Genomic DNA, 21100 nt, shown 5'->3' with positions numbered 1-21100 from the left:
ACCCCATCACAATCGAGGAGCCTCAAATGAGAGCGAAGAAGCTCGCGGCGGTCTTTACCGTCGCGACCACGCTGGGCGCTAGTGGTGCCCTTGCGTCGAGTCACCGGGAAGCCCCGTTCATCACCAAGTCACCCAAGGTCGACGCGACCGACTTCTACATGTTCCGCAGCTATGAGACGGGACGCGCGGACTTCGTGACGCTGATCGCCAACTACATCCCCTTCCAGGAGCGGTACGGCGGCCCGAACTTCTTCACGCTGGATCCGGAGGCGCTGTACGAGATCCACATCGACAACGACGGCAACGGGCAGGAGGACCTCACCTTCCAGTTCCGCTTCACCAACACGCTGGCCAACGCCAACAACGGCGCGGCGCTGACCATCGGCACCGGGGCCCAGGCGAAGTCGGTTCCGGTGCCGCTCTTCAACGTGGGGCCCATCACCACGGCGAACCAGGCCAACCTGAACGTGCAGGAGTCCTTCACGCTCAAGGTCGTCCGGGGCAACCGCCGCACCGGCACCGCCAAGGACGTGACCAACGCGGCGGGCGGCTCGGCCACCTTCCGCAAGCCCACGGACTACATCGGCACCAAGTCGCTGGGCAACGCCGCCGCCTATGAGGCCTACGCGCGCGAGCACGTGTACTCGGTGCACATCCCGGACTGCGCCACGCCGGGCAAGGTGTTCGTCGGCCAGCGCAAGGAGCCCTTCGCGGTCAACCTGGGGCCGGTGTTCGACCTGGTGAACGCGCCCGCGGCCGTCATCACGGACCCCGCCAAGCGCGACGCGGTGCCCAACCCGCTGGCGGACAACAACATCACCACCCTGGCCCTGGAGGTCCCCATCGCCTGCCTCCAGGCCGGCACGCAGACCGTCATCGGCGGGTGGACCACCGCGAGCGTGCGCCAGGCGCGCGCCATCAACCCCACGCCCACCTTCGCGAAGCCATCGCGTGACGGCGGCGCGTGGCAGCAGGTCAGCCGCCTGGGCATGCCACTGGTGAACGAGATCGTCATCGGCCTGCCGGACAAGGACAAGTTCAACGCGAGCCAGCCCAAGGACGACGCCCAGTTCGCCACCTACGTGACGAACCCCACCCTGCCCGCGCTGCTGGAGACGCTCTTCGGCACGAAGGCGCCCACCGTCTTCCCGCGCACGGACCTGGTGGCGGCGTTCCTCACCGGCGTGCCCAACGTCAACGCCAACGGCTCCACGGCGGAGATGCAGCGGTTGAACATGGCGCTGCCGGCCACGCCCAAGGCGACCCAGAACAACCTGGGCGCCGCGGGCTGCTTCGTGAACGGCAAGCTGGACACGGCGCTCCCCAGCTGTGATGCGGCGGGCTTCCCCAATGGCCGCCGCCCCGGCGACGACGTGGTGGACATCGAGCTGCGCGTGGCCATGGGCTACCTCTTCGAGAACGACACCCAGGCGCCTTCGCGCAACACCCCGTTCCACGACGCCGTGCTGCAGGACGCCTCGCAGTTCGACGCCGTGTTCCCCTACCTGAAGGCCCCCAACGCGGGCGCCAACGGCGACGGGACGTGATGCCATGCGCAACCTGAGAGCACTGGCCTGTGTCCTCGCGCTCGGCGCCGCCGTGGGCTTCAGCGGTTGCAGCGACGACGACGATGATCCGAAGCCGGACGGAGGCACCACGAAGCCGGACTCGGGCACCCCTGACTCCGGCACCCCGGACGGCGGCCCCACGGGCACGGAGTTCACCGCGTTCGTGAAGGACCTCGTCGAGAACCAGACCAGCGAAACGGGCTCGCCCGTGACGCTGGATGACAAGAACTTCGTCGACTCCGAGTCGGCGGATGCGTTCCCGCCCGCCTTCTTCCAGTAGCCCCGGATGGAGTCGCCGCCCCGATGTCCGGCCTCCACGCCGGGCGTCGGGGCGGTTTCGTTTCACTCCCGGCACACAACTTCCCGCACACCGGGCCGATAATCGCGAAAGCAGCAGCTATCCACTATTCCTGGAATCGTACACCATGACCGTCCGCGCCCCGACCCCCCGCGCCACCGCCAACGCGCCCGCGAGCACCGCCGCCACGGCCCCCCGCACCGCCGCTCCCGCGCGCGCGGCGGCCGCGTCCACGGCCCTCACGGCGCCGCCGGCCGGCCTGGGCAAGGGCGACTCCGGGGCGAAGGTGAAGCAGCTTCAGCAGGGGCTGGTGAAGCTGGGCTACATGACGCAGGCGCAGATGAACTCGGGTGCCGGCTCCTTCGGGCCGCAGACCGAGGCGGCGGTGAAGAAGTTCCAGACGGCCAACAAGATCTCCGCCACCGGCTACTACGGGGCGCAGACTGCGGCGGCGCTGACGAAGGCGCTCAAGCCGACGACGACGCCTCCGCCCACCGATCCCGGGAAGTTCACCAAGCCCGCGGTCATCAGCGCGCCCTCGCCCAACAACGACTCGCGCAACGGCGCGGACATCGACACCATCGTGCTGCACCACACCGGCACCAACAACGGCTCCGGGGACCTGTCGTGGATGCGCAACCCGGACAGCAAGGTGTCCGCGCACTACATGCTGGACCGCGATGGGAAGATCTACCAGCTGGTCGGCGACACCAAGCGCGCGTGGCACGCGGGCAAGGGGGAGCTGCACGGCGTGCCCACGGACGTGAACGCGCGCTCCATCGGCATCGAGATCGTCAACGACGGCAGCGGCAAGACGGCCTTCACGGAGGCGCAGTACAAGTCGCTGACGAAGCTCGTGGGCTACCTGAAGCAGGAGTACGACGTGCCGGCGAAGAACATCGTCGGGCACAAGGACGTGGCCGTGCCCAAGGGCCGCAAGGACGACCCGGCGGCGAACTTCGACTGGTCCCGGCTGCGCAAGGGCATTGGCGGCTGAGCAGCGCTCCTCGCGCCGCCTGCCCTGCCCTCACGACGTGCGCGCCTTCGCCGGGGCGTGCTAGAAGACCGCCCCGGTGCTCCGACTCTGGCTCTTCATCTGCCTGATGCTGCTCGCTCCCGTGGGGGGCGGACTCGCGCATGCCTTCGGGCCGGCGCAGCAGGCGGAGACGTGCCTCACGGGCTGCGCGGATGACGACGCGCAGGGCCAGTGCGCTCCCACTTGCGTGGACTGCGCCTGCTGCACGCACGCGAAGCCCCTGGCCGTCGCCGTGCCACTGCCGGGCCTCGCAGGCTCCCTGTTCCGGGAGCCCCGCATCACGCACGAAGCCTCGGAGCCGTCCTCCGCCGAAGCGGATGACATCCAGCACGTCCCCATAGTTCCTCTCGCTTAAGGCCCGCGTCCGTCGTCGTTCGCACGCGCCCCGCCACCGGTGTGCCCGGCCTCCTGCCCGGGTGCATGGATGCGCGCGGCCCGCCTTCCGCAGAGGTCCTCTTCCGTGTCCATCCGTTCCGCGACGGCCGCCCTCGGGCTGGCCGCCGTCCTGCTCTGGCCGCGCCCTGGTGGCGCGGATCCATCCCGCATCACCCTCCAGGACGTCTTCGCCCTGGCGCGCGAGCACGCCCCGGCGCTGCTTGAGGCCCGGGCCCGCGTGCGCGCCGCCCAGGGGCCCCTGGCGAGCGCCGCGCCGCTCCTGCGCGAGAACCCCCAGCTCGACGTCCAGGTGGGCCCGCGCCGGCTCCCCAATGGCGTCTACGGTCTGGACCTCGCATTGGGGCTGTCGCAGCCCTTCGAGCTGGGCGGCAAGCAGGGCCTGCGGCGTGATGCGGCGCGCGCTGGCCTGTCCATGGAGGAGGCCCGCCTGCGCGACGCGGAGCGGCTCCTCCTGGGAGACGTGGCCGCGGCCTACCTGCGCCTCCTGCAAGCCGGGGAGCGGAAGAAGCTGGTGGAGGCCGCGGCGGAAGCGGCGGCGCGCACCGTCAAGGCCTCGGAGCGGCGCTACGCGGCCGGTGACGTTCCGGCCGTGGACGTGAACGTGGCGAAGGTGGCGCACGCCCGGGCCCGCGCGGAGCTCCAGGTCGCGGCCGGCGAGATCTTCGCGCTGCGGGAGGAGCTGGAGGTCCGCGTGGGCTACCGCGCGAGGCCCATGGTCACCTACGACGATGATCTGCGCTCACTCGCGCGGGCGCCCGTCCGCGAGGTGACGGACGGCGCTGGAGCGCGCGCGGATCTGGTGGCCCTGGAGCAGGAGCAGGTCCAGGCGAAGGCCGCCGCGACGCTGGGCCGGCGCCAGGTGCTGCCAGACGTGACGGTGGGCGCGCGCTACCAGAAGGAGGCGGACGAGACGGTGTTCCTGGGAACGCTCAGCGTGCCCCTGCCCGTCTTCGCTCGCGGCCAGGAAGCGCGCCTCGTGGGTGAAGCGGATGCAAGCCGCGCCGAGCAGGAGCTGGCCGCCGCGCGCACCGTCGTGCCCGCGCAGGTCCAGGCCGCGAAGTATCGCTACCGCGCGAGCCTCGGTGCCCTCGGGACCCTGGAGGAGGTGCTGCCGCTCCTGGACGACAACGAGGCGCTGGCGCAGCGCTCCTATGACGCCGGGGAGATGGACCTCGCGGCCTTCCTCCTCGTCCGTCGCGACACGCTGGAGGCGCGGGCCGCATGGCTCGACGGCCTGCTGCGATTGGCCCTTGCTCGTGTGCAGTTGGAAGTGGAAACGGGAGTCCTGCCATGAAGCCCACGCTGCTGCTGCTGTCCGTCCTCGTGGGCCTCACCGCCTGCAAGTCCTCCAAGGCGGAACATGACGACGCGCACGAACACGGCCATGACGAGGCCGCCAAGGAGAAGCTCCACGTCGAGTCCGGTGACGTCATCCACGTGCACGTCCCCCAGGAGATGCTCCGGGACCTGCGCGTCACCACCGCGAAGGTGGAGGCTCGCCCGGGAGGAGAGAGCGTCACCGCGCTGGGCGAGCTGACCTTCAGTGAGGACGCCTACGCGGAGGTGTCCTCGCCGGTCTCCGCGCGCGTGGCCTCCGTCGCCGTGACGACGGGCCAGGCCGTGAAGCAGGGCCAGCGGCTGGCGGAGCTCCAGAGTCCGGAGCTGGGCCGAGCCCGCGCGGACCTCCAGGCCACCCAGGCCCGCGCCACCGCCGCACGGCAGGCCGCGGACCGAAAGCGCACGCTGGCCGAGGAACGCATCGTCGCGCGCAAGGACGCGCAGGCCGCTGAAGCGGACGCCGCTGCCGCGGAGGCGGAGGTGGCCGCCGCGAAGGCCGCGCTCACGGCGTTGGGCGCGGGCAGCGCCAGCGGTGAGGGCACGTCCGGCTTCGTGCTCAAGGCGCCCATCGACGGCACAGTGGTGGAGCGCACCGCGCGGCTGGGGCAGATGGCGGACCCGTCTCAACCGCTCTTCCGCGTCGGCGACCTGTCGTCGCTGTGGCTCATCGTCCACGCGTTCGAACGGGACGCCGTGCGCCTGAAGCCCGGCGCGGACGCGCGCGTCACCTTCGCCGCGTTCCCGGGCCAGGAGTTCACCGCGAAGGTGGGCCACGTGGGGCAGCGAGTGGATCCCCACAGCCGCACCATCCCCGTGCGCCTGGAGCTGGACAACGGCAAGGGGCTCCTTCGGCCGGGCATGTCCGCGTCGGCGTCCATCCCGCTGGGAGAGCCGGGCGCCACGCTCACGGCCGTGCCCGCGGCGGCGCTCCAGCGTCTGGAGAATGGCTGGGTGGCGTTCCTGCCCACGCCGGAGGCCGGCGTCTTCGAGCAGCGCGAGGTCGGCCGGGGCCGCAGCCTGGGCACGCAGGTGGAGGTCCTGAAGGGGCTCGCCGTGGGCGACGAGGTGGTGGTGGAGGGCGCGTTCCTGCTCAAGGCCGAGGTGGAGAAGTCCCAGGGCGGAGGCGATGAGCATGGCCACTGATCCGCGCACGACGCTGCCGGGGCGCATCCTCCGCGCGTCCTTCGCACGGCCCGGGCTGACGGTGCTCGTCGTCCTGGCGCTGGCTGCCTTTGGCGTGATGGCGCTCCGCAACCTGCGCCAGGACGTGTTCCCGGATCTGTCCGCGCCCATCTTCAACGTCATCGTGCAGAACGCGGCCATGGGCGCCGAGGAGCTGGAGACGGCGGTGGCCATCCCCATGGAGGTGGCGCTGGCGGGCCTGCCGGAGGTGCGCCGCATCCGCTCCACCTCGCAGCTGGGCGTCACGCAGGTGACGGTGGAGTTTGAACCGGACGCGGACTACTTCCGCAGCCGCCAGTACGTCGCGGAGCGCGTGGCACAGGCAGCGAGCGAGCTTCCACTCGGCACCGACACGCCGCTCGTGTCCAGCCTCACCGGCCGGCTCAACGAGGTCTTCGAGTTCACGCTGGAGGCGGAGCCCGGAAGCGCGGACCTGATGGCGCTGCGCGACCTGGCGGAGTTCGACATCAAGAACCGGCTGCTCGCGGTGCCCGGCGTCGCGGGCGTGGAGCGGCTGGGCGGCTACCTGCGCCAGTTCCAGGTGCTGCTGGATCCGGATCAACTGGTGGCGCGAGGCATCACCCTGGACGACGTCCAGCACGGCCTGGAGGGCGCCAGCGTCAACGCCTCCGGAGGCTTCATCACGCAGGGCCCCATGGAGTGGGCCGTGCGCGCGGTGGGCCGGGCGGAGACGGTGGAGGACCTGAACAACACCGTGGTCGCGCTGCGGGACGGAACGCCCGTGCTGCTGGGAGACGTGGCGGACGTGCGCGAAGCCCCCGCGCCGCGCCGGGGCATGGCGCACCGGCTGGATGGCGAGGTGGTGAGCTGCCGCGTGAGCAAGCAGTTCGGCGCGGACACCGTGCTCGTCGCCGAGGGGGTACGCGCGGCCATCGACGAGCTGCGACGCTCGCTGCCGCCGGGCGTGCAGCTGCGCGTCGTCTACGACCAATCGGAGCTGGTGGGCTCCGCGCTGGGAGGCGTGGGCCGGGCCATCCTGCTGGGCGCGTTCCTGGTGGTGGGCGTGCTCTTCCTGCTGCTCGGGGACTGGCGCGCGGCGCTCATCGTCACGCTCACCCTGCCCCTGTCGCTGGCGCTGGCGGGGCTGCTGCTCAAGGCGGCGGGCATCGGGTTGAACACGATGACGCTGGGAGGCCTGGCCATCGCGGTGGGCCTGCTGGTGGACGCGGCCATCATCGTCGTGGAGAACGTCATCCACGACCTGCGCGAGGGCAAGGGCCGCCGCTCGGTGCGCGACGAGGCGCTGGCGGCGGCGCTGGAGGTGGGCCGTCCCATCGCCTTCGCCACGCTCATCGTCGTCGCGGTGTTCATCCCGCTCTTCGCAATGTCGGGCATCGAGGGCCGCATGTATCAACCGCTCGCGGCGGCGGTGGTGGCGTGCCTGGCCGCGTCGCTCGCACTGGCGCTCACGCTGGTGCCGGTGGTGTCGGGCCTCCTCTTGCGCGCGCCGAGTGAGGACTCACCGGAGGATGTGTGGATCATCCGCAAGGTGAAGGCCGCGTACGCGCCGATCCTGGACAAGTGCATGCGTCACGCGGGCCTGGTGCGCGTGGTGGCGCTGGCCATCACCGTGCCCGCGCTGGGCCTGGCCTTCATGGTGGGCAGCGACTTCATGCCCCGGCTGGACGAGGGCGCATTCCTGCTCCAGACGGTGCTGCCGGCGGAGGCGTCACTGGACGAGGTGGATCGCCTCAACCACCGCGTGGAGGACGTGCTGCGCGAGTTCCCGGAGGTGGAGGACGTGGTGCGCCGCACCGGCCGCGCCGAACGCACCGAGGACCCGATGCCCCACACCCTGTCCGACGTGCTGGTGGTCCTCAAGAAGGACACCCTCGGAGGCCGCGAAGACCTGGAGTCGCGGATGCGCGAGGCGGTGGGGAAAGTGCCCGGCGTGTCGGTGCTCTTCACCACGCCGCTGGGGATGCGCATCGACGAGGGGCTGGGAGGCAGCCCCGCGGACCTCTCCGTGCGCGTCTTCGGGCCGGACCTGGACACGCTCTCGGAGCTCGCGGAGCGCACGCGCGGGTTGATGTCGAAAGTGGACGGCATCGAGGACCTGCGGGTGGAGCGGCTGAGCGGCCTGCCGCAGCTGCGCATCGCGGTGAACCGCGCGGCGGTGGCGCGAGTGGGCCTGACGCCCGGGGACGTCATCCGGGCCGTCCGCGTGGGGCTCGTGGGTGAGGAGTCCGCGCAGATCTGGCGGGGCCAGCGGCGCTACGACCTGGTGCTCCGGTTGGCGGACCACCGCCGGGGCGACGTGAACGCCATCCGCAACCTGCTGGTGGACGGGCACGACGGCACGCGCATCCCGCTGAGTCAGCTGGCCACCATCGAGGAGACCTCCGGCGCGGGGAGCGTGCGCCGCGAGGCCGGCAGCCGTCGCATCGCGGTGGAGGCGGGCGTGTCCGGCCGCGACCTGGGCAGCACGGCGGCGGAGGTACGGGAGGTGCTGGCCACGCAGCTGAAGCTGCCCACGGGCTACTTCGTGGACGTGGGCGGCAAGGTGGAGAGCCAGGAGCGCGCGGCGCAGGCGCTGACGGTGGCCATCGCCCTGGCGCTGATGGCGGTGTTCGTCCTGCTCTACCTCGCGCTGGACTCCGTGGCGGAGGCGCTGGTCATCCTGGCCACGCTGCCGGACGCGTTCGTGGGCGGCATCCTCGCGCTGCTCATCGCGGGCGAGACGTGGAACGTGTCCAGCCTGGTGGGCCTCATCGGCCTGTTCGGCATCGCGGTGCAGAACGGCCTGGTGCTCGTGGCGCAGACGAAGGACCTGATGGGCCGGGGCAAGCCCTTCGCGGAGGCCGTGCGCGAGGCGAGCATCGGCCGCGTGAGGCCCAAGCTGATGACCGCGGGCACGGCCATCCTCGGGTTGCTGCCGCTGCTGGTGTTGCCGCTGCACGGGACGGAGATTGAACGTCCGCTGGCGGTGGTGATGGTTGGAGGGCTCGTCACGTCCACCCTCTTCACGCTGCTGGCCCTGCCCACGTTCTACGCGCTGGTGCACGGGTTCCAGGAGCGGATCAAGGCGCGCAGGGCCGCGCGAAAGGTCCCGGCATGAGCCTGTCACCGGAAGCGATGGACGCGCTGCTGCGCCATCACCATGCGTTCCTCGCGTTCCTCACGCCGCGCGTGGGGAGCCAGGAGGCGGCGCGCGAGGTGTTGCAGGCCGCGTTCGTGAAGGGCATGGAACAGGGAGGCTCGCTGCGCGAGGAGCAGAGCGCGGTGGCCTGGTTCTACCGGCTCCTGCGCAACGCGCTGGTGGACCGCCACCGCCGGGGCCAGCGGGAGGTCACCACGCTGGAGTCCCTGTCCCACGAGCAGCCGCTGTCCACCGAGGACGCCAACGGCCTGGAGGCGACGGTGTGCGGCTGCGTGGCGGGGCTCGCGGGGACGCTCAAGCCCGAGTACGCGGAGGCCGTGCGCCGGGTGGACCTGGAAGGGCTCACCGTGGCCACGTACGCGCAGGAGGCGGGCATCTCCGCCAACAACGCCGCCGTGCGCCTGCACCGCGCCCGGAAGGCCCTGGGCGAGCAGTTGGTGGAGCTGTGCGGCCATTGCTGCGCGCAGGGCTGCGTGGACTGCGACTGCGCGCCCGCGTGAAAAATCAGGTGTAAGAGCGCGCGGGGCCGGGCGTCAGCCTGGGGGAACGCAGTTGGAGGTCTCCCATGGACGTCGCCACCTTCACCCGGCCAGCCCTGCCCGCCGCCACCCTCGCCTTCCTCCTCTTCGCCATGGTGTTACCGTCGGTGCGCCTGCGCCGCCGCACGGGCCGCCCGGCGCTGGTGCTGCACCGCTCCGGCCCGCCGCTCCAGCGGGTCATCGGCGCGGGCATGGCGCTGTTCATGGGGGCCATCGTGCTCTGGAGCGCGGCGCACCTGACCTTCGGAGAGCAGGCGTTGGGCGTGTGGCAGGTCCCTGGCGCGCTCCGGTGGACGGGCTGGGCCCTGGTGGCCGTGGGGTTCATCTTCACCGTGCGGGCCCAGGTGGAGATGGGCGCGTCGTGGCGCATCGGCATCGACTCGGACCGGACGGAGCTGGTGACGGGAGGCCTCTTCGGCGTCGTGCGCAACCCCATCTTCAGCGGGATGCTCGTCGTGGTGACGGGCATGACGCTCGCGACCCCGAGCGCGTGGACCGTGATGGGCTGGCTCGACTACGTGCTGCTGGTATCGCTCCAGGTGCGGCTGGAGGAGGAGCACCTGCTGCGCCTGCACGGCGACACCTATCAGCGCTACGCGGCGCGCGTGGGCCGCTTCATCCCCGGTGTGGGGCGGCTCGAAGCGCCCGGCCTGGACGCCGCGCCGCGCATCACAGTGTGACGTTGGCGGTCACACCTCGCACGAAGTGCCCATGCGAGCGTGTTCCTCCGGACGCCGTCATTCCGTGGGGTTGCGCTACCTGACGTGATGGCCCGACCCTTGCTCAACAGGGCACATCCTTTTTCGAGGTCTCGTGTGCATTGGAAATCCCCCTGGCTCTTCGTGGTTCTGCTGCTCGGTGGCTGCGCGTCCATCCAGAAGGAGCGCGGCCACATGGAAGTGGCGGCACTCGTGGAGGAGCGAACGGGCTTGAAGACGCGCTGGAATCAGGGGACGCCGGAGGACGCGCAGGTGCAGCAACACCTGGATGCCCTGCTGGCCGGCGACCTCACGTCGGACCGCGCGGTGGAAGTGGCGCTGCTCAACAACCCCGCGCTCCAGGCGACGTACGAGGAGCTGGGCGTGTCCCAGGCGGACATGGTGCAGGCCGGGCTGCTCACCAACCCGTCCTTCGACGGGAGCATCGGCTTCCCCCTGTCCTCGGATGGCATCAACGAGACCGAGTTCTCCATCGTCCAGAGCTTCGTGGACCTCTTCACTCTTCCGCTGCGCAAGCGCGTGGCGAAGGAGCAGTTCCAGGCGGACACGCTGCGCGTCGCGCACGAGGCGCTGGCCACCACGGCGGAGGTCCGACAGGCGTTCACGGAGATGCAGGCCCGGCAGCAGCTGGTCGCGCTGCGCCGCGAGGTGCTCCAGGCCGCGGACGCGGCGGCGGACCTGTCCAACCGGCAACGCGACGCGGGCAACATCACCGTGCTGGCCCTGGCCACCGAACAGGCCGCGCTGGAGCAGGCGCGGTTGGAGCTGGCGCAGGACGAGCTGGCGCTGGTCGAAGCGCGTGAACACCTCAACCGCCTGATGGGCCTGTACGGCGCGCGGGTCCAGTGGACGCTGGCGCGGAAGCTGCCGGAGGTCCCCGCCGCCGAGTCCTCGCTGGAGCGTCTGGAGACGCTGGCCATCGAGCAGCGGCTGGACATCGACGCCGCCCGCAAGCAGACGTCGCTGTTGTGGAACGCACTGGAGCTGGCGCGCAGCACACGCTTCTTCGGCCGTGTGGAGGTGGGCGTGCACACGCACCGCGACGCGAACGGTCCGCGGCTGCTGGGCCCCACGCTGTCGCTGGAGCTGCCCATCTTCGATCAACGTCAGGCACTCATCGCGAAGCTGGAGGCGCAGCACCGCCAGGGCGAGAACCGGCTGACGGAGCTGGCCGTCAACGCCCGCTCGGAAGTGCGCGCGGCGAGGGCGAAGCTGGTGACGCTGCGGAACATGGCGGAGCGATACCAGAAGGTCGTGCTCCCGCTGCGCACCACCATCGTCGAGGAGTCACAACGCCAGTACAACGCCATGCAGATCGGCCTTCCCGGCCTCCTCCTCGCGCGACGCGAGCAGGTGGAAGCCTGGAGGGCGTACCTGGAGACGGTCCGCGACTACTGGATGGCGCGAGCCGATCTCGAGCGGCTCGTGGGAGGACGCCTGCCGTCCACCGCCGCTCCCGCCCCCACTCCCACTCCTTCTCCCGAGCCCACCCATGAGCACCATGAAGCCCACTGACGAAACCCAGGGCCCCGCCGAGGACACGCGGACCGAAGCTCCCTCGCTCACGCGCCGCGGGCTGCTCGCGCGCACGGGCGCGACGCTGGCGACGGGCGCCCTGCTGATGCATGGCCGCGCCGCCCAGGCGCAATCCACCGTGCCCGCCGCGAAGGCCCCGCGCGAAGCGTCCACGGCGGGCCACGGCTACCGTCCTGTCGTCGTGCCCAACGGCGCGAAGCTGCCGTGGAAGAACGTGGGCGGCGTGAAGGTGTTCCACCTGGTGGCCCAGGAGGTGGAGCACGAGTTCGCGCCCGGCCTCAAGGCCACGTGCTGGGGCTACAACGGCCACGTGCACGGGCCCACCATCGAGGTGGTGGAGGGCGACCGCGTGCGCTTCTACGTCACGAACCGGCTGCCCGCGTCCACCACGGTGCACTGGCACGGCGTCCTCACCCCCAGCGGCATGGACGGCGTGGGCGGGCTGAACCAGAAGGCCATCGCGCCGGGCGAGACGTACCGCTACGAGTTCACGGTGCGTCAGTCGGGGACGTGCATGTATCACTCGCACCACGATGAGATGACGCAGATGGCGCTCGGCATGGTGGGCCTGTTCATCATCCACCCGCGTAAGCCGGTGGGGCCGCGGGTGGATCGCGACTTCGCCATCATGCTGCACGAGTGGCGCATCGACCCGGGCACGCGGCGTCCGGACCCCAACGAGATGACGGACTTCAACATCCTGACGATGAACGCGAAGGCGTTCCCGGGCACGGAGCCGCTGGTGGTGCGCAAGGGCGAGCGGGTGCGGATCCGCTTCGGCAACCTGAGCGCGATGGACCACCACCCCATCCACCTGCACGGCTACCAGTTCCGCATCACGGACACGGACGGAGGCCGCATCCCGGAGAGCGCGCAGTGGCCGGAGACGACGGTGCTCGTGCCCACGGGAAGCACCCGCACCATCGAGTTCGTGGCGGACGAACCCGGGGACTGGGCCATGCACTGCCACATGACCCACCACGTGATGAACCAGATGGGCCACGACCTGCCGAACATGGTCGGCGTGAAGCCTGGAGGCCTGGACGCGAAGGTGCGCCCGTTGCTGCCCGGCTACATGACGATGGGGCAGACGGGCATGGGGGACATGGCGGGCATGCATCACATGCCCATGCCCGCGAACTCCATTCCCATGGTCGGCGGCAAGGGCCCCTACGACGAGATCACCATGGGAGGCATGTTCACGATCCTCAAGGTCCGCGACCGGCTGGAGGCAGAGGGCGATCCCGGCTGGTACACGCCCCCGCCGGGGACGCTGGCGCAGCTCGCCCATGCGGACGAGCTGCGGCGGGACGGCATCGACGTCTAGGCAGCCAGGCCGCCCTTACGACTGCCTGCTGCCATGGGGCAGATGCCTCCCTGATCGGTCCTTCTGTTGCATCAGGGGTCCGCGACGGCCACCTTTGTATCAATTGCCTGGCAATGCCCGCTGGCGGCCGCGCTGCTCGTGTCTGGAATCCGCCGGGGATTGTGTGGCCCCAAGGGATTCTGCTGACAGGGGAAGGACCATGGCGAGCATCGCGGAGATCATCCGGAGCCATCATTCGGAGATCATCCAGTGTTGGATGGACGAGGCGACCCGAGCCGCATCCGCCCGTGGCCTGGAACAGCCCGAGTTCAGGAACGTCATGCCCATCTATCTCGCGTCCCTCGCGGAAGCGCGGGCATCGGGCGGTGATGGCGACAACCAGCAGCGGCAGCACGTTGAAAGCCATGTGTCCGCACGGCTTCGCCAGGGCTTCCATGTGGCGGAGGTCGTCGAGGAGTTCGCCATCCTGGGGCGGTGCATCACCCAGACCTGGGCCAACACGCCTCCAGACGAGCAGCCCGACGGGCATGACGTCGAGCAGCTCTACACCGAGCTGCACGTCGCCATGGAGTCCGTCGCGGACCTCTTCGGCAAACACCTGCTGGAGGAAGAACAGACGGAGAAGCGCTACCTGCGGCTCCTCCAGAAGGTGGCCAGCGAGGCGCTCAGGCTGGACGAACCGAGCAGCCGGAACCAATTGAAGGAGCTGCTCGAGGTCATCCTGGAGGCCATGGGCGCCCAGACCTGCGCCTTGTTGCTGTACGCGCCAGAGGACGAGCGCCTGGTCACCGCGGCCTCCACGGGAGCCGGCAACGAGCAACTGGAGCACTACGCGACCTCCCTGGACCCCAGGTCCTTTCCCGGCAGCATCGTGGCGGCGGGCGAGGAGACCTGCTCCCTCCGGGATGCCACGACCACGACGCTCGAGGTGAGCGAGTCGCTCCGCCAGGGAGGGATCCACTCCGTGCTCGGGGTCCGGCTGCCCGCCCACCGGGCCCTGATGGGCGTGCTCTACGTCGGACGGACCGACGCCCGTGAGTTCACCGGCCGGGAGAAGCAGCGGCTCCAGACGCTGGGCCAGCACCTGAGCGTCCACCTGGAGAACGCCCGGCTGTACGCGAACCTCCAGGAGAAGGTCGAAGCGCTCGAGACCGAGCGCGGCCTGCGCGAGCAGTTCGTCACCATCCTGGCCCATGATCTCCGTGGCCCCTTGTCGACGGCGAAGATGGGGGCGCACGCGCTCCTCCGGGCTCCGGAGAAGTTGGAGGCGCGGCGCGACCTGGCGCTGCGGATCGACCGGAACATCGAACGAGCGGACCAGATGGTACGGGACCTGCTCGACGCCAATCGCATCCATGCGGGCCAACGGCTGCCGCTCCGGCTCGACACATGTGACCTGGGAAGAATCGCCCACGATGTCGTCGACGAGCTGACGATGCTCCATGGAGAGCGCTTCATGCTCGAGGCGGAGGAGCACGTCCGGGGCATCTGGAGCGCCGAGGAGCTGCGCCGCGCCTTGTGGAACCTGGGCACCAACGCCCTCAAGTACGGAGCGGCCGACAGCCGCATCACCTTCACCGTCACGGCGACCGGCGCGCAAGCGCAAGTCTCCGTGCACAACCAGGGGCCGGCGATCGCGCGTGCCGACCAGGAGGCCATCTTCAAGCCCTTCATCCGGACCCGCTCCGCGAAGACGGGGCCGTCGAAGGGCTGGGGACTGGGACTGACGCTGGTGTGGGGGTGCGCCCAGGCGCACGGCGGAAGGGTCGAACTGACGAGCGACGCCGACACCGGAACGACCTTCCGCCTGGTGCTGCCCTGGGACGCCCGCCCGTTCCAGGCGGACCCGAACGGGGCGGAGCTCGCCGGACGGGCTTCGGGCCACCCCTGACAGGAGGCTGACACGAAGGAAGTTCATGCGGCTGCTCGACCGGATGAAGCTCATCCGGCTCACGCCTGTTGCGATGGGCAGGCATGCGGAGCCCCGTCCGTCCCCCGCGCGGAAGGATGACGGCACTTCGCTCGCGGCATCCCCACCTTTGTGAGCGAACGGAGGAACAGCCCCCATGCAATTCGCGGAAAGCGTCACCCAGGGCCGCATGGTCGTCGCGGCCGGAGGCCAGGCGCTCGGGAACGTGGAGACCCTGTCCATCGACAGCGAGACCTGGAAGATCGACACCATCCAGGTGAAGTTGACTTCGGAAGCTTCCGAGCAGTTCGGCGTCTACTGGAACTACTTCCACGCGGGGCGCATCTACGTGCCGACGCGACTGGTGCATTCGGTGAGTGACACCGTGCTCCTCTCCGTCAGCATCGATGAGCTCCGTGAGGTGCTCTCCCAGGACTCCGCCAGCGCCCCCAGCTGAGCACGGCTTTACTTCCTCCGGGCCCGTCCACTACGAGAAGCCCGATGAAGAACGGCTTCTGCTGGTACGAGTTGCGCTCCCCCAGGCCCGGCGAGGCGCGGCGCTTCTACCTGGACGTCCTGGGAATGGACGTCGCGTGGGAAGTCTCCCTGCTGCCCGAAGCCGCCGCCGCCCGGGGTGCTCCGAGTCACTGGCTGGGACACATCCACGTTCCCGACCTGGAGTCCTCCGTGGAGCGCTTCGTCGCGCTCGGCGCGGAGCGGCTCGGGCCGCCCAGGCAGTCCACGGAAGGCATCGCCTCCACCGTGCTGCGGGATCCGCTGGGCGCGGTGGTCGCACTGACCTCCCGGGCCGGGCGGAACACACACGCGGAATTGGCGTGGCACGAACTGCACACGGCCGACCATGCCCGCGCCCTGGGCCTCTACAGCGGCCTGTTCGGCTGGCGGCCGACGGAAGCACTCCAGCTGTCCCCCGAGGTCGGGACGTATCAACAGTTCACCTGGCATGAGGATGGGCGCAGCGTGGGGGCGGCCTGTAGCACCGCGCGCCTCCCGCACATCCATCCGCACTGGCTCTTCTATTTCGCTGTCGACGACCTGGACCGGGCGCTCGCGGCGGTCGTCGAGGGAGGAGGGCTCGTGGCCAACGGCACGCATGTCATGCCCGATGGAACACGCGTCGCGCCGTGTGAGGACCCGCACCGCGCCGCGTTCGGCCTGCGTCAGGCGCCGTAACATGAAGCCCTGTTCAGCTTTACAGGCTTGATGGAGTAGATTCGCGGTCCCCTCGGAGGCTCCCCATGACCGCCCCTCTGCCGACGCTGGAACGCCTTCCTCGTGGAGCGCTCACGTTGTTCCGCATCCGGGCGCTCCTGCGCATGGGCATCTACGGTGGAATCGCGTTCGCCGTGGCGCTGGGGTTGAGCTTCGCTGGAAACGAGCACTGGCCGTTCCTGTTGCCGTGCGCGGTGGTGCTGGGATTGAGCGTGTTGACGGCGTGGTATCCGCAACGCGCGCACGAGCGCTGGGGCTGGGCGCTGCGTGAGCACGACCTGGTCATCTCCCACGGCGTACTCCTGCACGAAGTGGTGTCCATCCCGGCGGGGCGCATCCAGCACGTGGACGTGCACCAGGGCCCCATCGAGCGGTCACTGGGGCTCGCGCGCCTGCAGATCTACACGGCCGCGGGCAGTGGCGCGGACGGAGAGATTCCCGGCCTGACGCGGGAGACCGCGGACGCCCTGCGCGAGCGGTTGGTGCGGCGCGAGGCCGACGATGTCGTCTGAGCCGGTGGCGCTGGCCCCGCCGGAGGAGGTGTCCTGGAAGCGGCTGAGCGCGAAGGCGCCGCTCGCGGCGTTGGTGCCCCTGTCGGCGACGATCGGCCGCATGCTCCTGGGCGCGCTGCTGCCCACCTACTTCGCGGGTGAGCGCGGCCTGCCGGTGGTCCTCTGGGTGATGGTGCTGAGCGTGGCCATGCTGCTGCTCGCCGCCGGGCTCTATGAAGTGGCCACGACGAGCTACCGCGTGGTGGATGCCCAACTGGAGATCCGGTCCGGCGTCTTCACGCGTACCTCACGTTTCATCGAAGCCGCGCGGGTGCAGAACACGGAGGTCTTGCAGCCCTTCGTGTCGAAGCTGCTCGGGCTGGTGGAGGTGAAGGTGGAGACGGCCTCCGGAGGCAAGGCGGACGGCCATCTGCGAGGACTGACGCCGGAGGATGCACAGGCGTTGATCCACGCGCTCCAGGCCGTGAAAGGCGAACGCACGGCGGCGGTGCTCCTGCCCGGTGAAGCCGCACCGGAGGAGCGAATGCTCTCCGAGGCCCACCTGGGAGGCCTGCTGCTCTACGGCGCGACCGCGCTGGGGTTGGGCGTCATCGCGGTGGTGATGGGCGCGTTGCATGAAATCACCGAGACCTTCCACAAGCTGCTGCTGCCATGGATGGAAGCGCACTGGGACGCGGTGGCGGCGCCGGGCATGGGCTGGTTGGCCGCGACGGTGGCGGCGCTCGCGGGGTTGTTCGGCCTGTGGCTGGTGAGTGGCGCGCGAGCGGTGTTGCAGTTCCATGGCTTCCGGCTGGTCGACACGGGCACGCACCTGCGAGCGGTGGGAGGGCTGATCACCCGCCGGCAGGTGACGGTGCGGCGTGCGCGAATCCAGCAGGTGGTGCTGGATGAACCGTTCCTGCGCCGCACGCTGGGCTTCGGCTCGGTGGAGGTGGAGACAGCGGGCGTTCGCACGGGCAAGGAGGCCGCCGACCGCGCGGAGCTGCTGGTGCCAGTGGTGCCCACGGCGCGCATGCCGGAGTTGCTGCGGGAGTTCGTGCCGGAGCTGCCCGACGCCATGCCCTTCCAGCGGGCGCATCCCAAGGCACTGCTGCGAGCACGGATCCGCGCGGTGGGCCTGAGCGTGCTCGTAGCGGCGCCAGCGACCTGGTTCTGGGGAGCATGGGGCGCGACGGCGTGGCTGCTGCTGCCCGCGCAGTTGCTGGGAGCCTGGTTCGACTGGCGCTTCCAGGGATGGCTCATCACGGAAGCCCTGGTGGTGGTGCGCCAGGGCTTCTGGCGCAGGCGCACGACAGTGGTGCAGCGCTCCCGCATCCAGTCTGCCCGCGCGATACAGGGGCCACTGGAGCGAGGCTACGGCATTGGACACGTGCGCATCGACGTGGCGGGCTCCCACGTCGTCCTGCCTGGCGTGGGCTGGCAAGAGGCCCAGTCGCTCATCGGCGTGCTTCCGGCCCGGCGTCCCGCGCGGCGCATCTCGCCTGCACGGCTTCCCGGATAGGCCTACGCCCGCCGTTGCTTCAACCGCAGGATGGAGTCATTGACCTCCAGGACTTCCAACGTCTGGGCTGGATGGACGTCTCCGTCGAAGAGGATCCGCAGGCGGCCATTCCCCTCGTCCGTCCAGCGTCCCTGGATGGGCTGCGCGGCGTCCCCCCGCCCGATGGCCCACTCGATGAATGCTCCATCGGGCCTGAACTCGATGCCGCCACGGCCACGTGCCCGCGGAAACGCGTAGTCCGCCGGCCTGTACGCTGTCGCCCCGGGGGCATCCTCCTCGAAGGAATGCCCCCAGCGGCGGAAGAGGGATGTGGGTAGCGAGCTCATGCGCGCCCGTGGATGCCCGTGCTCGTGGGACGGATGTCACGCGCCGCCTGCGGCAACGGCAGGGGTGCCGCCAGGACGCCTTCACGCAATGTCGCGAGAGTGCCGCCCAGCGACTCCCAGCCGGTGAGTGACGGCCACCAGGCAGTCCCGTCCCAAGCCTTGTGGTACAGCGCCGAGTCCGTTCCCAACACGAAGATGTCGAGCCGGTCCGGCCCCCAGGAAACCGCCTTGGGAGGACTCGCGCACAGACCGCCCAGCGACTCCCAGTCGGTGGGTGACGGCCACCAGGCATTGCCATCCCAGGCCTTGTGATACACCGCCGAGTCCGTTCCCAGCATGAAGACGTCGAGCCGGCCCGGCCCCCAGGAGACCACCGACGGGGCGCTCGCGCACAGGCCGCCCAACGACTCCCAGTCGGTGGGTGACGGCCACCAGGCAGTCCCGTCCCAGGCCTTGTGGTACAGCACCGAGTCCGCTCCCAGCACGAAGACGTCCAGCCGGTCCGGGCCCCAGGAGACCGCCGTCGGAGGACTCGCGCACAGGCCGCCCAGCCCCTCCCAGTCGGTGAGCGACGGCCACCAGGCAGTCCCGTCCCAGGCCTTGTGGTACAGCGCCGAGTCCATTCCCAGCACGAAGACGTCGATCCGATCCCGGCCCCAGCAGACCGCCGCCGGAGGACTCCCGCACACGCCGCCCAGCCCCTCCCAGTCGGTGGGCGATGGCCACCAGGCAGTCCCGTCCCAGGCCTTGTGGTACAGCGCCGAGTCCGCTCCCAGCACGAAGACATCCAGCCGGTCCGGTCCCCAGGAGCAGGCCCTTGGAGGACTCCCGCACAGGCCGCCCAATCCCTCCCAGTCGGTGGGCGCCGGCCACCAGGCCGTGCCGTCCCAGGCCTTGTGATACAGCGCCGAGTCCATTCCCAGCACGAAGACGTCGAGCCGGTCCGGGCCCCACGATGCGACCTCCGCGAGGCTCTTGCATCTGCCACCCAGGGACTCGTAGTCCGTCAAGGAGGGGCGCCAGGCAGTGCCGTCCCAGGCCTTGTGGTACAGCGCCGAATCCATTCCCTGCACGAAGATGTCGAGTCGGTCGGCGCCCCACGACACGATGGGCCCGGCGGGAGTGATCCGCGGAACCGACTCGGTGAGGAACGACTGTCGGGGTCCATCGAGACAGGCATCCAACCGTTCAACCTGCCCCAGCGAGAACATCACCATGCTGAGGTCGTCGACATAGTCCATGTAGTTCATGAACATGTCGCCGTTCGGTCCGTTGTTGCAGCTGATGCAAGGGAAGCTCGGGACGCCCGTGTTCGGCCCCGCCTGGTTCGGAGTATCGGGGACCTCGTCCGACCCCTTGCAGCCGGTCCCGTCATCTCCCCAGATATGATAGAGATTGAACCAGTGGCCAATCTCATGCGTCGCCGTGCGCCCAAGATTGAACGGAGCCGCCGCCGTCCCTGTCGTACCGAAGGCGGTGTAGGTGATGACAACGCCGTCGGTGGCCGGTGGCCCTCCAGGAAACTGGGCATATCCCAGGAGTCCGCCCGCGAGTTTGCAGACCCAGAGGTTGAGGTACCTGTCGGCAGGCCATGGGTCGGCTCCGCCCGTTGCCTGTGACTTGACCCGGTCGTCACTCTGGAAGGACGCGGTGTTCGTCTGGGTCCGCGTGATTCCTTGGGTGGGGCTCCCATCCGGTGCGCGCGAGGCCAGGAAGAACTCCACCCTCGCGTCAGCGATCAGGCCCTGAAATGCCGCGGGAACCTGTGAGATGTCTGGGTTTTTCTCCCGGAAGTCCAGGTTGAGCACGTCCATCTGGCTCTGGATCTGCGCGTCAGAGATATTCTGCTGCGCGGTATTCCAGACGACATGGACCACGACAGGAATCTGGACGACGCCCTGGCGCTCCTGTTTTCGCTGTCCGCGCTGAAAGGCCAGCGCCAGGTTCTCGATGCGGTCTCGTGCCTTGACGTAATCGGGAAGAGTGCTGAGGAGGCGGCGATGAACCTCCATGGTGCCGCACTTGCGCAGGGGCCTCGGCGGGCCGTCCCGGGGACCCATGCCGCCATGCCCACCCTTGCCAGCACCATTGCCGGTGGAGGGGCTCATCGCCCGCATTCCTGGCGCGGCTCCCCCGGCCATGCCACCGCCCATGGCACCTGCCGAGCTTCCGCCCATGGCGCCTGGCATCCGGCTCCCCTGACTGGTGGCAGCCTTGCCGCCCATTGCCTGGGTGTCGGCCCTCCCCATTCCCCGGGACATTCCCCCTTGCTGTGGAGCGCGGGGTGTAGGGTTCTTCATTCCATCCTTGCGTGAGTCTTTCATCGAGCCTCCAGACCTGGCGTCTTCCGCTAACGTGGTGGGGCTGCCAATACGTCGCAAGGGTTTGCGCCCCTTGAGGAGAAGCCCATGCGCGAAGGGGTCTTGGCGCTGTGCGCGGTCTTGATTGTCTCAGGATGCGCGGGCGTGGAGGCGCCTGAGCGCCGTAGCGGTTCGCGTGTGCTTCGCCAGAGGGCGGCCTTCGCACCAGATGGCTCGCCGGAGCGTCGGCGATCCCCTG

At 69.9% G+C, this 21100-nt stretch carries 18 protein-coding genes; 16 read left to right on the top strand and 2 right to left on the bottom strand.

Going from position 1 to position 21100, the window contains the following annotated elements:
- Positions 1-26: 26 nt before the first annotated feature.
- The 16 genes from D7Y04_RS15625 to D7Y04_RS15545 all read left to right on the top strand — a co-directional run bounded on the left by D7Y04_RS15625 (position 27) and on the right by D7Y04_RS15545 (position 18215).
- On the top strand, positions 27-1547 hold the full coding sequence (locus D7Y04_RS15625) for a DUF4331 domain-containing protein (RefSeq protein ID WP_121759825.1): 1521 nt from the start codon (positions 27-29) through the stop codon (positions 1545-1547).
- Between the two features lie 4 nt (positions 1548-1551).
- Positions 1552-1848, top strand: a complete 297-nt coding sequence (locus D7Y04_RS15620; RefSeq protein ID WP_120597687.1) for a hypothetical protein — start codon at positions 1552-1554, stop codon at positions 1846-1848.
- A 145-nt stretch (positions 1849-1993) separates the two neighbouring features.
- Positions 1994-2863 (top strand): N-acetylmuramoyl-L-alanine amidase, encoded by an 870-nt coding sequence (locus tag D7Y04_RS15615; RefSeq protein ID WP_120597686.1) that lies wholly within the window; start codon positions 1994-1996, stop codon positions 2861-2863.
- Positions 2864-2939: 76 nt separating this feature from the next.
- Positions 2940-3257: a hypothetical protein gene (locus D7Y04_RS15610; RefSeq protein ID WP_121759824.1), complete on the top strand. Its 318-nt coding sequence runs from the start codon at positions 2940-2942 to the stop codon at positions 3255-3257.
- A gap of 105 nt (positions 3258-3362) precedes the next feature.
- Positions 3363-4592: a TolC family protein gene (locus tag D7Y04_RS15605; protein WP_233601435.1), complete on the top strand. Its 1230-nt coding sequence runs from the start codon at positions 3363-3365 to the stop codon at positions 4590-4592.
- The gene (locus tag D7Y04_RS15600; protein ID WP_121759822.1) at positions 4589-5779 is read left to right on the top strand and encodes an efflux RND transporter periplasmic adaptor subunit; all 1191 of its coding nucleotides are present in this window, start codon (positions 4589-4591) and stop codon (positions 5777-5779) included. The genes D7Y04_RS15605 and D7Y04_RS15600 overlap by 4 nt, the downstream gene beginning before the upstream one ends.
- The gene (locus D7Y04_RS15595; RefSeq protein WP_121759821.1) at positions 5769-8897 is read left to right on the top strand and encodes an efflux RND transporter permease subunit; all 3129 of its coding nucleotides are present in this window, start codon (positions 5769-5771) and stop codon (positions 8895-8897) included. The genes D7Y04_RS15600 and D7Y04_RS15595 overlap by 11 nt, the downstream gene beginning before the upstream one ends.
- Positions 8894-9439, top strand: a complete 546-nt coding sequence (locus D7Y04_RS15590) for an RNA polymerase sigma factor (protein WP_120597681.1) — start codon at positions 8894-8896, stop codon at positions 9437-9439. The genes D7Y04_RS15595 and D7Y04_RS15590 overlap by 4 nt, the downstream gene beginning before the upstream one ends.
- 65 nt (positions 9440-9504) lie before the next feature.
- On the top strand, positions 9505-10158 hold the full coding sequence (locus D7Y04_RS15585) for an isoprenylcysteine carboxylmethyltransferase family protein (protein ID WP_121759820.1): 654 nt from the start codon (positions 9505-9507) through the stop codon (positions 10156-10158).
- Between the two features lie 135 nt (positions 10159-10293).
- Positions 10294-11712: a TolC family protein gene (locus D7Y04_RS15580; RefSeq protein WP_233601434.1), complete on the top strand. Its 1419-nt coding sequence runs from the start codon at positions 10294-10296 to the stop codon at positions 11710-11712.
- Positions 11690-13060 carry a multicopper oxidase family protein gene (locus D7Y04_RS15575; RefSeq protein ID WP_199749668.1) on the top strand — a complete coding sequence of 457 codons (1371 nt, stop codon included), beginning with the start codon at positions 11690-11692 and terminating at the stop codon, positions 13058-13060. Before D7Y04_RS15580 ends, D7Y04_RS15575 begins: the two co-directional genes overlap by 23 nt.
- A gap of 199 nt (positions 13061-13259) precedes the next feature.
- Entirely contained in the window at positions 13260-14951 is a 1692-nt protein-coding gene (locus D7Y04_RS15570; RefSeq protein WP_121759819.1) for an ATP-binding protein, read from the top strand.
- Between the two features lie 175 nt (positions 14952-15126).
- Complete coding sequence (locus D7Y04_RS15560; protein WP_171809533.1) at positions 15127-15426, top strand: PRC-barrel domain containing protein; 300 nt, start codon at positions 15127-15129, stop codon at positions 15424-15426.
- 44 nt (positions 15427-15470) lie between these two features.
- A complete protein-coding gene (locus tag D7Y04_RS15555; RefSeq protein ID WP_121759818.1) occupies positions 15471-16163 on the top strand; it encodes a VOC family protein in 693 nt (230 codons plus the stop codon).
- A gap of 65 nt (positions 16164-16228) precedes the next feature.
- Positions 16229-16714, top strand: coding sequence for a PH domain-containing protein (locus tag D7Y04_RS15550; RefSeq protein WP_121759817.1), 486 nt, complete (start codon positions 16229-16231; stop codon positions 16712-16714).
- Positions 16704-18215 carry a PH domain-containing protein gene (locus D7Y04_RS15545; protein ID WP_121759816.1) on the top strand — a complete coding sequence of 504 codons (1512 nt, stop codon included), beginning with the start codon at positions 16704-16706 and terminating at the stop codon, positions 18213-18215. The genes D7Y04_RS15550 and D7Y04_RS15545 overlap by 11 nt, the downstream gene beginning before the upstream one ends.
- Positions 18216-18217: 2 nt before the next feature.
- Here D7Y04_RS15545 and D7Y04_RS15540 read toward each other — a convergent pair whose 3' ends face one another.
- Complete coding sequence (locus D7Y04_RS15540; protein ID WP_121759815.1) at positions 18218-18541, bottom strand: hypothetical protein; 324 nt, start codon at positions 18539-18541, stop codon at positions 18218-18220.
- Positions 18538-20649 carry a M43 family zinc metalloprotease gene (locus D7Y04_RS15535; protein WP_233601433.1) on the bottom strand — a complete coding sequence of 704 codons (2112 nt, stop codon included), beginning with the start codon at positions 20647-20649 and terminating at the stop codon, positions 18538-18540. The genes D7Y04_RS15540 and D7Y04_RS15535 overlap by 4 nt, the downstream gene beginning before the upstream one ends.
- Between the last annotated feature and the right edge of the window lie 451 nt (positions 20650-21100).

It is taken from the genome of Corallococcus sp. AB038B (genome assembly GCF_003668955.1).
In the GTDB taxonomy this organism is placed as follows: domain Bacteria; phylum Myxococcota; class Myxococcia; order Myxococcales; family Myxococcaceae; genus Corallococcus; species Corallococcus exiguus.
This window is presented reverse-complemented; position numbering and strand designations above follow the sequence as displayed.